Raw genomic sequence first — 17,108 nt, 5'->3', positions numbered from 1 at the left:
TTCCGAATTGGAAGGCTTTTTTGTATCCTGAACACTTTATTTCTTTTTAAAAGCTTCAAGCTTTGCATTGACTTCAGCTTCAGTTCCTTCAAAAACTTCAACCGATTCAGCAGAATCTGTAACAGTCGTAACCGTAGCTTTTACTTTTCCGTCTGCACTTTTTACTGATTCTATTCTGATTTCTTTAGTCGATTGTTTTACTTCAGGCGCTGGCGCTTCAACAACAACTTCAACCGCTTCTACTTCTTGAACTACTGCTTTTGCATCATGTCCTCCTAAAATTGGAGCGATTACCAAACCGATAAGGCAAGTCAATTTAATCAAGATGTTCATAGACGGTCCAGAAGTATCTTTAAATGGATCTCCGACCGTATCACCCGTTACAGCTGCTTTGTGGGCATCAGAGCCTTTGTATGTCATTTCTCCATTGATCATAACGCCTGCTTCAAAAGATTTTTTAGCATTGTCCCAAGCACCTCCAGCATTGTTTTGGAAAACAGCCCAAAGTACGCCTGAAACGGTAACTCCTGCCATATAACCTCCAAGCATTTCTGCAATCAGCTGATTGTTTTCTGGATAGACTAATTTTCCTAAAAGAACGATAGCAATTGGAAATCCAATCGTCAATATTCCAGGAAGCATCATTTCTCTCAAAGCTGCTTTTGTAGAAATGTCTACGCATTTTGCATATTCTGGTTTTCCTGTACCTTCCATAATTCCAGGAATTTCACGGAACTGTCTTCTTACTTCATATACCATGTCCATAGCTGCCTTCCCGACAGAATTCATCGCCAAAGCCGAGAATACTACAGGAATCATACCTCCCACAAAAAGCATCGCTAATACAGGAGCTTTAAAAATATTAATTCCATCGATGCCTGTGAAAGTCACATAAGCTGCAAACAAGGCCAATGAAGTCAAGGCTGCAGAAGCAATAGCAAAACCTTTTCCGGTTGCTGCTGTCGTATTTCCTACAGAATCTAAAATATCGGTACGCTGACGCACTTCTTTTGGCAATTCGCTCATTTCGGCAATACCTCCGGCATTATCTGAAATTGGACCAAAAGCATCGATTGCTAACTGCATTGCTGTTGTCGCCATCATCGCAGAAGCTGCCAATGCCACTCCATAGAAACCTGCAAAGGCGTAAGAGGCCCAAATTGCAGAAGCGAACAACAATACGGTCGGGAAGGTTGAAATCATACCTGTTGCCAAACCAGCAATGATATTTGTTCCAGCTCCAGTACTTGATTTTTGAACGATTGCCAAGATTGGTTTTTTACCTAATCCGGTATAGTATTCCGTAACAGAAGAAATTACAGCTCCTACAAATAATCCGACCAATGTCGCATAAAAAACTCTCATCGAAGAGATGTCCATATAGCCTTCCCCGTAAAATTTCATTTTCATTGTTGCAGGCAACATCCAGGTCACCAAAACATAACATGCAACTGCTGTCAAACCGATAGAAACCCAGTTTCCAACGTTTAGCGCTCCTTGAACTTGGGCTTCTTTTGCATCATTATTGCTGATCTTAACCAGCATAGTTCCGATGATTGAGATGATAATTCCTACACCAGCAATTGCCATCGGCAAAAGAATCGGACCGATTCCTCCGAAAGCATCAGCAATGCTTCCGCCCATATCTTTAATCACGTAATTTCCTAAAACCATTGCTGCCAAGACAGTTGCTACATACGAACCGAACAAATCGGCTCCCATACCTGCAACGTCTCCAACGTTATCTCCAACGTTATCTGCAATTGTAGCAGGATTACGTGGATCATCTTCTGGAATACCAGCTTCTACTTTTCCAACTAAATCGGCTCCAACGTCGGCTGCTTTTGTATAAATTCCGCCACCCACACGTGCAAACAAAGCAATCGATTCGGCTCCAAGAGAGAATCCTGCCAATGTTTCCAAAAGGATAGTCATTAATTCGTTAGCTGTTCTTGTTTCTCCATTGTAAAGTCCTTCAACCCACTGTCCGTTCATGAAGAAATGGAAAAAGAAGATAAAAAATGCGGTCAGTCCTAAAACGGCAAGACCCGCAACGCCAAGACCCATTACTGTTCCGCCTCCAAAAGAAACTTTCAGTGCTTGCGGCAGGCTTGTGCGCGCTGCTTGAGTTGTTCTGACATTTGTTTTTGTAGCAATCTTCATCCCCATGTTTCCTGCCAATGCAGAAAATACGGCTCCGAAGACAAAAGCAATCACGATAGATAAGTGTGTGGTTGCTCCAGGTAAAAATGTAATTGCTGCTAATGCGATACTAGCACCAATAACGAATAAGGTTAATAATTTGTATTCTGCTTTAAGAAAGGCCAAAGCTCCCTCGTAGATGTATTCTGAAATTTCTTTCATCTTTCCATCTCCCGGATCTTGTTTTAAAACCCAAGATCTTTTAATTACCATAAAAAGAAGTCCGACTACTGCAAGTATTGCCGGTACGTAAATCATTATTGACTCCATAAAAAGTTTGTTGGTTTTGGTTAATAAGTTGTAAATGTAACGAAACCAACATAAATAAAAAAGCAATATTCTGTATTGAATATTGCTTTTTTAATAATTTTTTAGGATTTTGATTATCTAATGCTAAATAACTCTTCTGGCCTATTTTCTAAAGATTCGAAACGATCTACACATTGCTCGATAATTTCTTTTGCTTCGTTTACATCGCCCCATCCTTCTACATCAACTTTTTTCTGCTCTAAATCTTTATATACTTGGAAGAAATGCTCGATTTCTTTTAGCAAGTGAGGATTCATATCGGTCAAATCATTCAACTTATTCCAAATCGGGTCAGAAACCGGAACACAGATAATTTTCTCGTCTGGTCCTTTTTCATCTGCCATGTGGAAAACACCAATCGGCTTCACTTCCATCACGCAACCTGGGAAAGTAGGCTCGGTTACCAAAACCAATACATCTAGCGGATCGCCGTCTAATGCTAAAGTTTCTGGAATGAATCCGTAATCTGCAGGATACATCATAGAAGAGAAAAGCATTCTGTCGTAACGTATTTTTCTCAGTTTGAAATCGTATTCGTATTTATTTCTGCTTCCTTTTGGTATTTCAATCAATACGTCAAAAGATTTTTGCTTAGCTGCACTCATATTCTAATTTGTTTCTATATACTAATTTAGCGGGTGCAAAAGTAAGCATTAAGAAACATTGAAACAATAAAAACTCGCACAAACAATCTAAAAATAAAGATTTCTTAAAAATAGAAACCGAAAGATGCTTTTACGGCAAATTTATTGGCATCAGGGAGGTTCAAGTAACTTCCTCTCCAAGCAAAATCAATTCGCAACACTTTGAATATATTGCCCACTCCTGCATGGTATTCCCAATATAAATCATCGGGTGCTGTATAAGGAATTGCTGTTTGGGCATTTATGGCTCTATTTTCATCAGAGATTGTTCCATAGACTCCTTTTATACCGATAATTTCCCTCCAGTTTAGCTTGCGAAGGAAAGGAACTCTGGCAAACAATCTTCCGTTGAAATTATGCTCAAAATGAAGCGAGACATATTCGTCGGCCATAAATTCGTAGTAATTCATTAGATTGTAGGTATTATCGATTATGAAAAAAGACTGGTTACCTGGCACAACGCCCATCAAACCAAGAGGTACAGCTCCGAAGATTTTACCGGCTTCAAACGTGGTAAAAAGCCTTCCGAAACCGCCTACCAAAACAGGCTGTCTGTAATAGAATTGTACTTTTTCGTAATCGAAATCACTTCCGAAAAGTCCTTTGACTCCTTGGCTGAAGCTAAGGAAGAGTCTTGCATAATTTGAATCGACATTGGTACGTTCTACTCCAAAACCGATAGGCCTTCTGCCTGGCATATAATCGATCGAAGCATTAAATTCGTACTGTTTTACCTCGCTTTCAATAACTCCTTGCGGATTTTCCAAGGTCGGCAAAACTTTATAATAATCTAGACTAAATGTATTTGGAGAAGCAGATTTTAAAGTCCTGTAAGACACTCCTGCTTGGAACACCAGATTTTTCAACGGCTCGATTTCTGCCGAAAAGTTAGTCAAATTGACCGAGGTCAGTTTACTGTTATCTCCGCTGGCAAAAAGTGAAGAGGAAGCAAAGCTTCTCCCGAGAAGATCATTCGATGTCGTAAGGCTGACTCCTATTTGTTCGATATCACGCCTATTTCCTCCGGATATGATAAATCGGTTTTTCTTGTTCAAAAGTACTTTTCCAGAAATACCGTATTTGAATTGGTTGTCGTCGAATCCATAAGCGGTATAGGCTTGTATACGCCACGGATCATTAGGCCCGAAATAAGTCCTTCCTCCTGTCCTGATTCGGATTCCTTCTACGTCGTTATATCCGAAGGTCGAAAATATGGGGCCATAGTCAAAATTATCCATTTCGATATAGCCACTGCCCAGTATGGAGACGAGATTATAGAGTCGCTTAAACTTCTTGACCGTCTTTAGCGTATCCAGCATTTTATAAACTCCCTTTTCGTCCTTGTTTAAGCTTTCAAAGCGATTCTCGTTCCAAAATTCGTCTGATTTAGCATAAATTTCGGGGTCATAGGAGTTGACATCCTGCTTATAGAATTTGTCGTCTTTTTTGATATCGAATTTGTGATTCTTGAAGAGCGTGGTTCTTTTTCCGTAGACACCTCTGGATTTATCTTTTTTAGAGAAAGCGAAATCAGACATCATATGATCTCTGGTCAGCAAAAAGACAGAATCATTTAGTACTTCGAATTCTTGCTCGATATAAATCTCCTTGACCCAGTTGATATTAGCACCACGGCTTGCCGTAAGGTTTATTTTTTTAATCGCGAAGGTCGTATCATTTACCCAAAAATCTCCTTTGAAGGTAAGCTCATTTTTCCTTCTTGGGTAAAACACGATATTATAGCACCATTTGTTATCGATGTAAGTACTATCATGCAGCACATAATTATAAACATTGATTCCCGTTCTGGAAAGCGGGCTCACAAAATCTTTGTCGAAAAATTTAAGGTAATTATCGTAAATATCGTAGTCAGCATAAAGGTCCTTTATAAAAGCAATTAACTGCTGATTATTGCTGAATCCTGAGTTTTTATTCGCTTTGGCAACTTCTTTTATCCTTCCCGTTGTATTATCACCATATACTTGGCTTAACGCTTCGTTTATAAAAATCGGCAAATACGATTTTCCCGTCACGTCAGAAGTATCGACTTGTTCAAAAACAAATTCCATTCCTCTGAAAAGCTTGCTTTTCATCAAGGCGCTATCAATCGTGTTTAGGTCAAATTCAACTTTTTCATACTTATCGTACTCGTATTGCTTGAACTGGCGCAATCCGTTTTTCTTCTTGCGTTCCCATATTTTTCGTAGGATATCTATCGCAGGATTGTTCTTTTTTGAAGTTTTTCCGGTATAGATTACAACTTCGTTCAGCATTTTACCAGCGCCCAGATTAACTTCCATATTATAGGTAACCGGCTTTTCCAAACGAATTTCTTTTGGCTCCATCCCCACAAACGACACCACGATAGCATTCTGGGTTGTTTTGGATTCTAAATAAAACTTGCCTTCTTCATTGGTAATGATACCTTCGGTAGTTCCTTTAAAAACGACATTCGCATAAGGAAGTGGCTGCTTGAATTCATCATAAACGATACCGCTTACTTTGGTCTGGGCAGCAAGAAAGTTTATAAATAAAAAGAAAAAGCTTAGGCTTACAAAAGTTTTCTTGTTCATATTTTATTGCAAAAAAAAACTTCATCAAAATTATTCTGATGAAGTTTCAAATATAGTTAATTTGAGTGTTTGATTTCTTGATATTTAGATTTTTTGATTATTCGAAAAATCTGACATCTAAAAGAGCTCAAAAACTTATTTATACATTACTTTTTTTACGGCTTTGATAACATCGGCAGCATTTGGCAACCACTCTTTTAAAAGTGTTGGTGAGTAAGGCGCTGGAGTATCAGCTGTCGTGATTCTTTGGATAGGCGCATCTAGATAATCAAAAGCTCTTTCTTGAACGATATAGGTGATCTCTGAAGCAACGCTGGCAAACGGCCAAGCTTCTTCTAAAACAACTAATCTGTTGGTTTTTTTCACAGATTTCAAGATAGTCTCATGATCCATCGGACGAACTGTTCTCAAGTCAACGATTTCACAAGAGATTCCTTCTTTTTGCAATTCTTCTGCCGCAGCATATGCCTCTTTGATGATTTTACCAAAAGAAACGATAGTCACATCAGTACCTTCTCTTTTGATATCGGCTACGCCAAGCGGAATTGTATATTCTCCTTCAGGAACTTCACCTTTGTCTCCGTACATCTGCTCTGATTCCATGAAGATAACCGGATCGTTGTCACGAATAGCCGATTTCAACAATCCTTTTGCATCGTATACGCTAGATGGAACTACCACTTTTAATCCAGGCGTATTGGCAAACCAGTTTTCAAAAGCTTGCGAGTGCGTTGCTCCTAATTGTCCTGCAGAAGCCGTCGGCCCTCTAAAAACCATTGGCATTGGGAACTGTCCTGCAGACATCTGGCGCATCTTTGCCGCATTGTTAATGATCTGATCGATACCAACCAATGAAAAGTTGAAGGTCATGAATTCTACAATCGGACGGTTGCCGTTCATAGCAGAACCTACTGCAATACCTGCAAAACCAAGCTCAGCAATTGGAGTATCGATTACTCTTTTTGGTCCAAATTCGTCCAACATTCCTTTTGAGGCTTTGTAAGCACCGTTATACTCGGCTACTTCTTCACCCATTAAATATATAGATTCATCACGACGCATCTCTTCGCTCATCGCCTCGCAGATTGCTTCTCTAAATTGGATTGTTCTCATATTATGTTTTATTATCTTCTAAAAATTGAAAGGCAAAAATAATTATTTTAAACAACTAAATCGAATAAATTATAATTAATAAGTTCTTAATTATTCTTTTTGAACGGGCAGATTTCAACGAAAACGATATAGCCCTAGCCTTCCCGAAGAAACGAAGTGATTGCTAGCTTAGTTTAAACACACAACAACTAGACAACCATAACTTCAATAAGAAAACACTTAAAACAATAAATACACAATAAAATATCCCTAAAAATAAAATATGTTAAAAAATAACACTAAATAATTATCAATATAAAAAAATTCTATATTTGGTTAACCAATTTATCCAAAAATCAACTTTTGGATAAAAAGAAGACACGGAAATTTTAACCAAAAACCGCAACCACTATGCATGTCAAATACTTTTTTACAACCCTCTGTGCACTCCTATTGAGCAGCGCTCTACATTCACAAACCTATGTCACTACCGACACCAGCCTGCAAACGCAAGTTAATGCCGCTGCGCCAGGAACTACATTTATAATTCCAAACGGAACTTATACTGACTTTTACTGCAGCTTTACCAAAATTGCAACTGCAGAAAATCCAATTACTATCAAAGCGGCAACGGTAGGTGGCGTTACTTTTACTGGCGATTCTCATTTTGTTTTTAAGAAATCAGCCCATATTATACTGGAAGGATTTATCTTCAATTGCCAAAGCAATAACACATTAGTCAAGCTTGAAGCCTCAAATAATATTAGAATTACACGGAATGTCTTCGAGCTTACGACAACAAATTCTATAAAATGGCTTGTCGTTGCAGGCTATTACAACGATTATACCTTCCAGTTTCTAAGCCACCACAACAGGATCGATCACAATATCTTTAAAAACAAGACTACCGCAGGCAATTACATTACTATTGACGGGACTTATAATCAAGATCAGACCGTGAATCAGCAGTCGCAATACGACCGAATTGACCACAATTACTTCTACAACAATGGTCCTAGACTTGAAAATGAAAAAGAAGCTATTCGAATCGGAAACAGCCAATTATGTAATTCGAGCGGTTTTACTACCGTAGAATTTAACCTGTTTGAGGAATGCGATGGAGATCCTGAAATTGTTTCGGTCAAATCATGCGACAACATTGTACGACACAATACATTCAACAGAAATTACGGTTCATTGACCTTGCGTCAAGGCAACCGGAATATTGCTGAAGGGAATTATTTTTTTGGCGGAGGCAAACCTAATGGCATGTTTGGAACAACACCAATATACACTGGAGGAATTCGAGCTTATGGTGCTGACCATGTGATTAAAAATAACTATTTGGAAGGACTTCAAGGAACGCTTTTCGACGCACCGATTGCACTCACGCAAGGCGATGCAAGAACTGGAATCGACACCGATTTTAGCTTGCACTTTAGAGGAGAACGAATAACAGTCGCTTATAATACGCTAGTCAACAACGCCTACGGAATTCAGATTGGCTACGCAAAATCAAACGGCTCTTATAATATCAAACTTGAAGACATAACCATAGCAAACAATCTGGTAACAGGCTCGCAAAACAGTCTAGTTAAAATATTTAACGACCAGCTCGGAGAAGTAACTTGGCTCAATAACATTTTATATCCGACCGGAAGCGCACAGTTAATCGAAGGAGGGCCAGCTTTTACGACGAGCCAAGCAGTAGTCCAAAATCCAAATCTTGCTATTAACGGAGGAATATGGAAATCTACCAGCTCGTCTCCTACTATTGGCAATGCCGTCCCAACGCTAAATATCAACGAAGACATCGACGGCCAGGCAAGACCTTCGACAAGCAATGCCGGAGCAGATCATTATAGTACTGCAGCAGTTGCTTATCTTCCTGTGACTATTAATGACGTCGGTCCGAATGCTTACGAAGAAGCGCTTTCAGTAAATAAACAAGAAATCCTGAAAGCAATCATCTATCCTAATCCAACAAAAAGAAATTTTGAAATCAGCCTTGACTCACAGGAAGAAACTACTGTAGCGATATACGACGTACATTCTCGATTAATTTCTGAAGAAACTTATATTCCTATTTCTGGAACGATTAAAATAAGCTTAGAAAAGCAGCCAGCAGGATTGTACTTTGCCAAAATAAAAACAGCAAATAAATCAGGAATTTATAAAATCATGAAACAGTAATATTGGTTAACCAAATTATAATATCGAAAGCAAAAGCCACACTAAACTGTGGCTTTGTTTTTTCTAATGAAAAACCAAACATAAGCCAGAGCCAAGAAAGTCGTTCCGGCACTCAAATACATTATCATCGGAATTTTAGCAATTACATCTTGGTATACCCAGCCTGCAAATAAAGCTCCAAGGCCAATCCCAGCTTCAAGAGCAATATACATCGTAGCCATAGCCTTACCTCGATGCTCCGGATAGCTCATATCGACCGTCCATGCATTTAAAGCAGGCGAAACAATTCCCGTTGCGATTCCATACAAAGCCGCTCCCGTCAGAAGGCCAGCAATAGAATCAGAAAAAGCGACAACAATTAAGGAAATAATTAAGATTCCTAGTCCTATACTCATCGGTTTCAGGCGTCCGTACTTATCTGAAGCTTTTCCGGCACCAAAACGAATCAGCAACGACGTAATCGTGAAAACCATAAAAAACATCCCTTTGTTGGCAATCCCCAAAAACTGACTCCAATCTGGAATCAGCGTCAAGATTACCCCATAAGCCATATAAGCCAGAAAAGTAACGACTGCCGCAGGCAATACTTCTTTAGCAATGATATCTTTTCGTGAAATTTTCAAAACATGAAGGCTAAAACGATGTTTGTGTTGCAAGGTTTCCTTCATGTTCATTAAAATAATGATAGACAAAAGTGCAAAGGCAGAAGACGCGTAAAACAACATGTCCATTGAAAAGTGCAATTTGATCGTACTTCCGATGGCTGGGCCGATAGCCATCCCCGTACTAAAGCAAAGCCCGTGGATGCCCAAAGCTTCGCCCCAGCGCTCTCGCGGAATGATATCGGCAACATAAGCCGCAGTTGCCGTGGGTTTAAAACCCGTAGAAAATCCGTGAACCAATCTCAAGAATAAAAATCCTGAAACAGTTCCCAATACCGGATAAAGAATACCACAAACAAAACATACGATTGAACCCACCGCCATTACCGGAACCCTTCCCAAAGTATCTGTCAGCCTTCCGCTGAACGGACGAGAAATCCCTGCAGTTAATGTAAAAAGCGCGATAATCAATCCTTTGTATTCCGCGCCACCCATACTGCTCAAATATTCTGGCAATTCCGGAATCAGCATATTAAAACTTGCAGAAAACAACAAGGAGCTTAAGCATACTAATCCGAAATGAACATTATATATAGGATTAGGCTTTAGGGCAGAGGTATTCATTGGGAACTTTTAAAAGTGCAAAGATACCAAACTTAAACGCAGTTACTATCGATATAACTTTTCAATTTTCTCACAATATTCTCAAATCCACAACGAAAACGAAATAGTTCTAAAGGAATTATCAAAATATTATGCATGCATAGTTTTTTATTTCAATTATAATGTTTAATTTCGGAGCCTAAATATCAACACTATAATTTTATATAAAATGAAAATATTAGTTTGCATCAGTCACGTTCCTGATACTACTTCAAAAATCAACTTTACGAATGGCGATTCAGAATTTGACACAAACGGAGTACAATTTGTAATCAATCCTAACGATGAATTCGGCTTGACAAGAGCGATCTGGTTCCAAGAGCAACAAGGCGCTAATGTTACTGTAGTCAACGTTGGAGGCCCAGAAACAGAAGCAACTTTAAGAAAAGCATTAGCAATCGGAGCTAACGAAGCTATCCGTGTGAATGCGAATCCAACTGACGGTTTCTTTGTTGCTAAACAATTAGCAGAAGTAATCAAAAGCGGCAACTATGATTTGGTAATTGCCGGAAAAGAATCTCTAGATTATAACGGAGGAATGGTTCCAGGAATGATTGCAGGATTGACAAACTCAAATTTCGTAAACTCATGCATCAGTTTAACTGTTGACGGAAACAACGTAAAAGCAGTTCGTGAAATCGATGGAGGAAAAGAAACTGTTGCTACAACATTGCCATTAATCATTGGTGGACAAAAAGGCTTGGTAGAAGAAAAAGACTTGCGTATTCCAAACATGAGAGGAATCATGACAGCAAGGACAAAAGCCTTGACTATTCTTGAGCCAGTTGCAGCTGATTCTAACACGAAAGCGGTAAAATTTGAAAAACCAGCTCCAAAATCAGCGGTAAAACTAATCAGCCCAGACAACTTAGACGAGCTTATCAACCTATTGCATAACGAAGCAAAAGTTATATAATTTGAGATTTTAGATTTCAAATTTTAGTTGTAAAAACAGTAAAATTAAAAAATAACGATTTAAGATTTGCTTTCATAAATCCTAAATCACAAATCATAAAGTATCATGTCAATATTAATATACGCAGAATCTGCAGAAGGAAAATTCAAGAAAGTTGCTTTCGAATTGGCTTCATACGGTAAAAAAGTAGCAGAATCTTTAGGAACAACTGTTACAGCCGTTACAATCAATGCTGGCGATGTTTCTGAACTATCAAAATACGGAGTAGACAAAGTCTTAAAAGTAAGTGACGATAAATTATCAAAATTTACGGCTAAAGCTTATGCTGATGTGATCAAGCAAGCTGCTCAAAAAGAAAACACAAAAGTAATCCTGCTTTCTTCAACAACAGACAGTCTATATTTGGCTCCGCTTGTTGCCGTTTCGCTTAATGCAGGTTATGCTTCAAATGTAGTAGGATTGCCGGTGAGCACTTCTCCTTTCCAAGTAAAAAGAAATGCATTTTCAAATAAAGCATTCAATATTACAGAAATCAACACAGAAGTAAAAGTCTTAGGATTGGCTAAAAACTCATATGGTGTATTTGAAAGCGCTTCTTCTTTGACTAAAGAAGATTTCTCGCCATCTATCGGTGACGCTGACTTCGGAGTAAAAGTAGAAAATGTTGAAAAAGTAACTGGAAAAGTAACTATTGCCGATGCAGAAGTTGTAGTTTCTGGAGGAAGAGGCCTAAAAGGACCTGAAAACTGGGGAATGCTGGAAGATCTTGCTACTGTTTTAGGAGCTGCTACCGCTTGTTCAAAACCAGTTTCAGATTTAGGATGGAGACCTCATAGCGAGCACGTTGGGCAAACAGGAAAACCCGTAGCTACCAACCTTTATATTGCTATTGGTATTTCTGGTGCTATCCAGCATATCGCGGGGATCAACTCTTCAAAAGTAAAAGTTGTTATCAATCAAGATCCAGATGCACCGTTCTTTAAAGTAGCCGATTATGGCGTTGTTGGAGATGCATTTGAAATCGTTCCAAAGCTGACAGAAAAATTAAAAGAATTCAAGGCGAATAATTCGTAAATAATTTTTTAAATTGTGCCCATATTAGGGCTATCTAAATTTAGATAGGAATATCCGAGTTTAGATAGCCCTTTTTCATTTTTTTAAAGCTTTTTACAATCACTAAAAGCCATTCATTTTAGAAAACAACAAAAAACAAACATAGACCTTAATAATGAGTTTAGTAAAACTAACCATAAAAGGAATTTCATACAGCCAAACACAGAATGGCGCCTATGCGCTGATTTTAAATGAAGTGGACGGAGAGCGAAAACTACCGATTGTTATTGGTGCTTTTGAGGCTCAATCAATTGCTATTGCCTTAGAAAAAGAAATAAAACCGCCAAGGCCGCTGACTCATGACTTATTCAAAAATTTCGCTGAAAGATTTGATATTGTCGTCAAGCAGGTAATCATCCACAAGCTTGTCGACGGCGTTTTTTATTCCAGTATTATTTGTGAAAGAGATAAAATTGAGGAAATCATTGATGCCCGAACTTCAGACGCCATAGCTTTGGCACTGCGTTTCAGCGCTCCGATTTTCACTTACAAGAACATTTTGGACAAAGCTGGAATTTTCTTGAAAACGAATCCGCAAGAAACCGAAAACCAAAGCCAAGAATTAGACGATGTGCTTTCAAACCCCGAAACCTTTGGAATGGAAGAATCAAACGAAGCGGGAGAAGCATACACCAAATTCAGCTTATCAGAACTTCATGAACAGCTAGAAACAGCCGTCCAAAATGAAGATTATGAAAAAGCCGCGAAAATTCGAGACGAAATTAGCAAAAGAGAATCTTAAATAATTTCGCAAAGAACCCAGTAAAACTCAAGCCTAAAGTCAGAAAAGATGCAACAATATTTAGACCTAGTAAAACACGTTCTTGAAACAGGAACGCAAAAAGGAGACAGAACCGGAACCGGTACAAAAAGTGTTTTTGGCTATCAGATGCGTTTTGATTTGGCCGAAGGCTTTCCTATGGTTACTACCAAAAAATTACATCTCAAGTCTATTGTCCACGAATTATTGTGGTTTTTAAAAGGCGAAACCAATATTGCTTACCTAAAAGAAAACGGAGTAAAAATCTGGGATGATTGGGCAAACGAAGATGGAGAGCTAGGACCTGTTTATGGACACCAATGGCGAAACTGGAACAGCGAAGAAATCGACCAAATTACTGAGTTGATCGAAATACTAAAAACAAATCCGAATAGCAGGAGAATGCTAGTTTCAGCATGGAACCCTTCTGTTTTGCCTGATACTTCAAAATCTTTCGCAGAAAATGTAGCCAACGGAAAAGTTGCGCTTCCGCCATGCCATGCTTTTTTCCAATTTTATGTAGCCGACGGAAAATTATCCTGCCAATTATACCAAAGAAGCGCTGATATCTTTTTGGGCGTTCCGTTCAACATTGCTTCTTACGCACTGTTGACCTTGATGATTGCACAAGTATGTGATTTGAAACCAGGAGACTTCATCCATACTTTTGGTGATGCGCACATTTACAACAATCATATCGAACAATTAGAGTTACAGCTTTCCCGCGACCCGAAACCGCTTCCAAAAATGATTCTAAATCCGGAAGTCAAAAATATTTTCGACTTTAAATTTGAAGATTTTACTTTGGAAGGTTATGAACCGCACCCACACATCAAAGGCGCAGTTGCTGTTTAAAATTAATTCCTATTTTTTCATGAAATCGACTCTACTTTCAGCATTATTTTTAATGATGCCTGTTTTTCTATTGGCCCAAAACGGAAGCGATAAAAAGATTTTTTTAGATTCTTTGGAGCGTTCAACGGACAAAGAAGATTATAAATATTTTAAAATCGTAAAAAATTACAATATCCCGAGCGAAACCTACGATGTAAAAAATTATTACCGCTCAGGAAAATTATACGGCGAAGGAAAAACTGTCGATAGTCTTGGTTTCAACAAAATAGGCAAATTCACCACCTATTATGAAAACGGCAACAAGAAAAGCGAAGGAAGCTATAATAAATCAACTCCAACCGGCCCTCACAAAACTTGGCATGAAAACGGAAAATTGGAAATGGATGGCGAATATTTTGAAACCGAAAAATCAGTCGGCAATTTAAGAATCAACCAATTTTATGATGCTAAGGGAAAACAGACCGTCAAAGATGGAAATGGAACTTATGAAGACGAATCTTACGGAGCAAAATTTAGCGGCGCAATAAAAAACGGCCTGAAAGAAGGCGAATGGAAAGGCAGTAACCCAGATGCTAAAATTTCATTTGTAGAAATTTATGAAGAAGGAAATTTTGTTTCGGGCGAAACTACCGACGCAGACCATAAAAAATATCCGTACACAAAAATCATAGAAACTCCCCAACCTTATAAAGGAATACAAGATTTCTATAAGTTTGTCTCTAAAAATTATAATCCCGGAAGAATAAACGGTACGCTTAAAGGCAAGATAATGCTAAGTTTTGTCATTGAAAAAGACGGTTCCGTTGCCGACATAAAGGTAGTGAAAAGTCTAGACGAAAAATTAGACCGTGAAGGAATTCGTGTTGTAAAAGCGTATAAAGATTGGAAACCAGGAAAAGTTAGAGGAATGTTTGCTAGAGTTTCCTTCGCCCTTCCGATTGCGCTCAGCTTTGAATAATAAAACATTCTTTCCACACCCTATTTTTTAATTTTAAAAATAAATCCTATCTTTAAAATCAAATTTCTATTGTATGGAAAATAACCAACATGAACTCTACGAATATGCCCGCGGCAGGATGAAGCAGAAAAAGCGCTTGTATTTTCACTTTGTCTTATTTTTTGTCGGAAGCATTTTTTTCGTCATCATTCACAGAGTTTTAGACCTTGATATCTATCCTGGCTCGAATTGGGATGTATGGGCCATACTCATTTGGGCATTTATTTTTATTCTTCACTTTATCCGCGTGTTTATTACCGACAGCTTCATGAATAAAAACTGGGAAAGAGCCCAAATTGACAAGCTTGTCGCCAAACAAGAACGAAAAATACAGCAATTGCAGTCTAAAGTGGACAATAATACCCAATCTTAAAATACGCAATCCTAATGATTACTATAATTGCTGCTGCTGCAGAAAATAATGCTTTAGGCAAAGACAACAACCTACTTTGGCATTTGCCAGACGATTTTAAAAGATTTAAAGAAATTACTTCAGGACATTATATCATCATGGGAAGAAAAACGTTTGAAAGCTTCCCGAAACCATTACCCAACCGTACACATGTCATCATAACCCGTCAAAAAGGATACAATCCTGCCGGATGCATTGTGGTCGACAGTATGGAAAACGCCATCGAAGCCTGCCCTAAAGAGGAAGATGTGTTTATCATTGGAGGCGGCGAGATTTACAACTTGGGAATGCCTTTCACAGATATTATCGAACTTACGAGAGTCCACGAATCTTTTGAGGCCGATGCTTTTTTCCCAGAAATAGACAGAAATGAATGGGAACTGATTTCGGAAGAATATCATCCTACCGATGAAAAACATTTAGTTGATTTCAGCTACCAGACTTACGCCAGAAAATAGCAAAAAAAACATCCTGAAAAAAATTTCAGGATGTCTAGTTAAACTTTCAATAGGTTCTCTAGATAATAGCTTATTCTATAGACAGTATCTGATAACTTAAAATAAATATTAGTGCCGCCATCAAAACTCCAGAGATGAAGATAATGACATTGGCAAATTTTCGAGAATACATCTCAAAAAAGCCTTTAATACCAAATACCACAAAGGTACTAAAAACGAAAAAAACTAAAATTTCCAAAAACAAATTTAACCCTAAGAACGTTTGTGGCACCCCAATTTCAGCGTCATTCCTAAAAACTCCGCCGTTGATACTGTTCACAAGAAAAAATGAGATAGCTAGTGCCAGTAGTATCCATTTCAGTTCCGCTATTAATAGTCTTGAAAACATGCTATTGAATTTAATTGTTTAACATGGTGTAAAATTGCATAATATATAAATGCGGCACAATCGCCTAATTCTGGTAAATTTTTATCTAACCTAATTTAGTGACCTTTTGTTCATTTGATTTTGCAATACCCTAAACGCATATCGAACGATGTTTTTGTAATCGCATAAGAATAGTTTATCTTTGCGCAAACTATTGAAAATGTCAGAGAATATCACTCCCTATAAAGATTCGTCGTTAGGAAAAAAAGAACAGGTTGAACAAATGTTCGACACGATTTCTGGAAAATATGATGGATTGAACCGCGTCATCTCTTTTGGTATTGATATCAAATGGCGTAAAAAAGTATTGAAAATCGTAGCTACAAAAAAGCCAGATACAATTCTAGATATTGCCACAGGAACTGGAGACTTGGCCATTTTACTTTCTCAGACCAATGCTGCAAAAATTATCGGCCTTGATATTTCGGCCGGAATGCTGGAGGTAGGGAGAAAAAAAATCGCAGCAAAAAACCTTTCTGACAAAATCGAAATGATTCAGGCAGATTCAGAAAACATGCCTTTTGAAGACAATTCCTTCGATGCTATCACCGTTGCTTTCGGAGTTCGAAATTTTGAGCATCTCGAAAAAGGACTTTCAGAAATCCTGCGTGTCTTGAAACCAGACGGAGTTTTTGTTATTTTAGAAACTTCAAATCCGACAAAATCACCTTACAAGCAGTTATATAATTTCTACACAAAAAATATTCTCCCATTAATAGGAAAGCTATTCTCTAAAGACAATGCCGCCTATGGCTATCTATCAGAATCAGCCTCAGTTTTTCCTTATGGAGAAGCCTTGAACAATATTTTGAGAAAAATTGGGTTTATAGAAGTTGCAGATCAGCCACAAACTTTTGGAGTCGCAACAATTTATTCTGCATCTAAGAAATAA

At 38.2% G+C, this 17,108-nt stretch carries 15 protein-coding genes; 9 read left to right on the top strand and 6 right to left on the bottom strand.

The window, feature by feature from the left end:
• Window positions 1–36: 36 nt before the first annotated feature.
• The 4 genes from CLV94_RS09265 to CLV94_RS09250 all read right to left on the bottom strand — a co-directional run bounded on the left by CLV94_RS09265 (window position 37) and on the right by CLV94_RS09250 (window position 6,841).
• Window positions 37–2,472 carry a sodium-translocating pyrophosphatase gene (locus tag CLV94_RS09265; RefSeq protein ID WP_121376105.1) on the bottom strand — a complete coding sequence of 812 codons (2,436 nt, stop codon included), beginning with the start codon at window positions 2,470–2,472 and terminating at the stop codon, window positions 37–39.
• 113 nt (window positions 2,473–2,585) lie between these two features.
• Window positions 2,586–3,116: an inorganic diphosphatase gene (locus tag CLV94_RS09260; RefSeq protein ID WP_121376104.1), complete on the bottom strand. Its 531-nt coding sequence runs from the start codon at window positions 3,114–3,116 to the stop codon at window positions 2,586–2,588.
• A 104-nt stretch (window positions 3,117–3,220) separates the two neighbouring features.
• A complete protein-coding gene (locus CLV94_RS09255) occupies window positions 3,221–5,728 on the bottom strand; it encodes a DUF5686 and carboxypeptidase-like regulatory domain-containing protein (RefSeq protein WP_121376103.1) in 2,508 nt (835 codons plus the stop codon).
• A gap of 135 nt (window positions 5,729–5,863) precedes the next feature.
• Entirely contained in the window at window positions 5,864–6,841 is a 978-nt protein-coding gene (locus CLV94_RS09250) for a pyruvate dehydrogenase complex E1 component subunit beta (protein WP_121376102.1), read from the bottom strand.
• 390 nt (window positions 6,842–7,231) lie between these two features.
• Here CLV94_RS09250 and CLV94_RS09245 point away from each other — a divergent pair, with 390 nt between their 5' ends.
• Window positions 7,232–9,013: a chondroitinase-B domain-containing protein gene (locus CLV94_RS09245; RefSeq protein WP_121376101.1), complete on the top strand. Its 1,782-nt coding sequence runs from the start codon at window positions 7,232–7,234 to the stop codon at window positions 9,011–9,013.
• A 41-nt stretch (window positions 9,014–9,054) separates the two neighbouring features.
• Here CLV94_RS09245 and CLV94_RS09240 read toward each other — a convergent pair whose 3' ends face one another.
• Window positions 9,055–10,239, bottom strand: a complete 1,185-nt coding sequence (locus tag CLV94_RS09240) for an MFS transporter (protein WP_121376100.1) — start codon at window positions 10,237–10,239, stop codon at window positions 9,055–9,057.
• Window positions 10,240–10,447: 208 nt separating this feature from the next.
• Between CLV94_RS09240 and CLV94_RS09235 the strand changes: the two genes are divergently transcribed.
• From CLV94_RS09235 to CLV94_RS09205, 7 genes are all read left to right on the top strand, one after another.
• Complete coding sequence (locus CLV94_RS09235; RefSeq protein ID WP_121376099.1) at window positions 10,448–11,194, top strand: electron transfer flavoprotein subunit beta/FixA family protein; 747 nt, start codon at window positions 10,448–10,450, stop codon at window positions 11,192–11,194.
• Between the two features lie 105 nt (window positions 11,195–11,299).
• Window positions 11,300–12,268 carry an electron transfer flavoprotein subunit alpha/FixB family protein gene (locus CLV94_RS09230; protein ID WP_121376098.1) on the top strand — a complete coding sequence of 323 codons (969 nt, stop codon included), beginning with the start codon at window positions 11,300–11,302 and terminating at the stop codon, window positions 12,266–12,268.
• A gap of 154 nt (window positions 12,269–12,422) precedes the next feature.
• On the top strand, window positions 12,423–13,049 hold the full coding sequence (locus tag CLV94_RS09225; RefSeq protein ID WP_121376097.1) for a bifunctional nuclease family protein: 627 nt from the start codon (window positions 12,423–12,425) through the stop codon (window positions 13,047–13,049).
• Between the two features lie 48 nt (window positions 13,050–13,097).
• Window positions 13,098–13,922, top strand: coding sequence for a thymidylate synthase (locus CLV94_RS09220; protein ID WP_121376096.1), 825 nt, complete (start codon window positions 13,098–13,100; stop codon window positions 13,920–13,922).
• Window positions 13,923–13,941: 19 nt separating this feature from the next.
• Window positions 13,942–14,880 carry an energy transducer TonB gene (locus CLV94_RS09215; protein ID WP_170148768.1) on the top strand — a complete coding sequence of 313 codons (939 nt, stop codon included), beginning with the start codon at window positions 13,942–13,944 and terminating at the stop codon, window positions 14,878–14,880.
• Window positions 14,881–14,953: 73 nt separating this feature from the next.
• Window positions 14,954–15,292: a 2TM domain-containing protein gene (locus tag CLV94_RS09210; protein ID WP_121376094.1), complete on the top strand. Its 339-nt coding sequence runs from the start codon at window positions 14,954–14,956 to the stop codon at window positions 15,290–15,292.
• Between the two features lie 14 nt (window positions 15,293–15,306).
• Entirely contained in the window at window positions 15,307–15,789 is a 483-nt protein-coding gene (locus tag CLV94_RS09205; RefSeq protein ID WP_121376093.1) for a dihydrofolate reductase, read from the top strand.
• 70 nt (window positions 15,790–15,859) lie between these two features.
• On the opposite strand, the gene CLV94_RS09200 is transcribed toward CLV94_RS09205, so the two are convergent.
• The gene (locus CLV94_RS09200) at window positions 15,860–16,177 is read right to left on the bottom strand and encodes a hypothetical protein (protein WP_220477633.1); all 318 of its coding nucleotides are present in this window, start codon (window positions 16,175–16,177) and stop codon (window positions 15,860–15,862) included.
• A 199-nt stretch (window positions 16,178–16,376) separates the two neighbouring features.
• Between CLV94_RS09200 and ubiE the strand changes: the two genes are divergently transcribed.
• Window positions 16,377–17,108 (top strand): bifunctional demethylmenaquinone methyltransferase/2-methoxy-6-polyprenyl-1,4-benzoquinol methylase UbiE, encoded by a 732-nt coding sequence (gene ubiE / locus CLV94_RS09195; protein ID WP_121376092.1) that lies wholly within the window; start codon window positions 16,377–16,379, stop codon window positions 17,106–17,108.

The sequence above is a fragment of the Flavobacterium endophyticum genome (assembly GCF_003634455.1).
In the GTDB taxonomy this organism is placed as follows: Bacteria; Bacteroidota; Bacteroidia; order Flavobacteriales; family Flavobacteriaceae; genus Flavobacterium; species Flavobacterium endophyticum.
Note: the sequence above shows the minus strand (reverse complement) of the source record. Positions and strands in the feature narration are given on the sequence as shown.

Bases quoted from the DNA above. Each gene is read 5' to 3' on its own strand.
- CLV94_RS09205 (WP_121376093.1), top strand. From the start codon at position 15,307: ATGATTACTATAATTGCTGCTGCTGCAGAAAATAATGCTTTAGGCAAA.
- CLV94_RS09200 (WP_220477633.1), bottom strand. From the start codon at position 16,177: ATGTTTTCAAGACTATTAATAGCGGAACTGAAATGGATACTACTGGCA.
- CLV94_RS09225 (WP_121376097.1), top strand. From the start codon at position 12,423: ATGAGTTTAGTAAAACTAACCATAAAAGGAATTTCATACAGCCAAACA.
- CLV94_RS09240 (WP_121376100.1), bottom strand. From the start codon at position 10,239: ATGAATACCTCTGCCCTAAAGCCTAATCCTATATATAATGTTCATTTC.
- CLV94_RS09260 (WP_121376104.1), bottom strand. From the start codon at position 3,116: ATGAGTGCAGCTAAGCAAAAATCTTTTGACGTATTGATTGAAATACCA.
- CLV94_RS09265 (WP_121376105.1), bottom strand. From the start codon at position 2,472: ATGGAGTCAATAATGATTTACGTACCGGCAATACTTGCAGTAGTCGGA.
- CLV94_RS09255 (WP_121376103.1), bottom strand. From the start codon at position 5,728: ATGAACAAGAAAACTTTTGTAAGCCTAAGCTTTTTCTTTTTATTTATA.
- CLV94_RS09215 (WP_170148768.1), top strand. From the start codon at position 13,942: ATGAAATCGACTCTACTTTCAGCATTATTTTTAATGATGCCTGTTTTT.
- CLV94_RS09250 (WP_121376102.1), bottom strand. From the start codon at position 6,841: ATGAGAACAATCCAATTTAGAGAAGCAATCTGCGAGGCGATGAGCGAA.
- CLV94_RS09245 (WP_121376101.1), top strand. From the start codon at position 7,232: ATGCATGTCAAATACTTTTTTACAACCCTCTGTGCACTCCTATTGAGC.
- ubiE (WP_121376092.1), top strand. From the start codon at position 16,377: ATGTCAGAGAATATCACTCCCTATAAAGATTCGTCGTTAGGAAAAAAA.
- CLV94_RS09220 (WP_121376096.1), top strand. From the start codon at position 13,098: ATGCAACAATATTTAGACCTAGTAAAACACGTTCTTGAAACAGGAACG.
- CLV94_RS09210 (WP_121376094.1), top strand. From the start codon at position 14,954: ATGGAAAATAACCAACATGAACTCTACGAATATGCCCGCGGCAGGATG.
- CLV94_RS09235 (WP_121376099.1), top strand. From the start codon at position 10,448: ATGAAAATATTAGTTTGCATCAGTCACGTTCCTGATACTACTTCAAAA.
- CLV94_RS09230 (WP_121376098.1), top strand. From the start codon at position 11,300: ATGTCAATATTAATATACGCAGAATCTGCAGAAGGAAAATTCAAGAAA.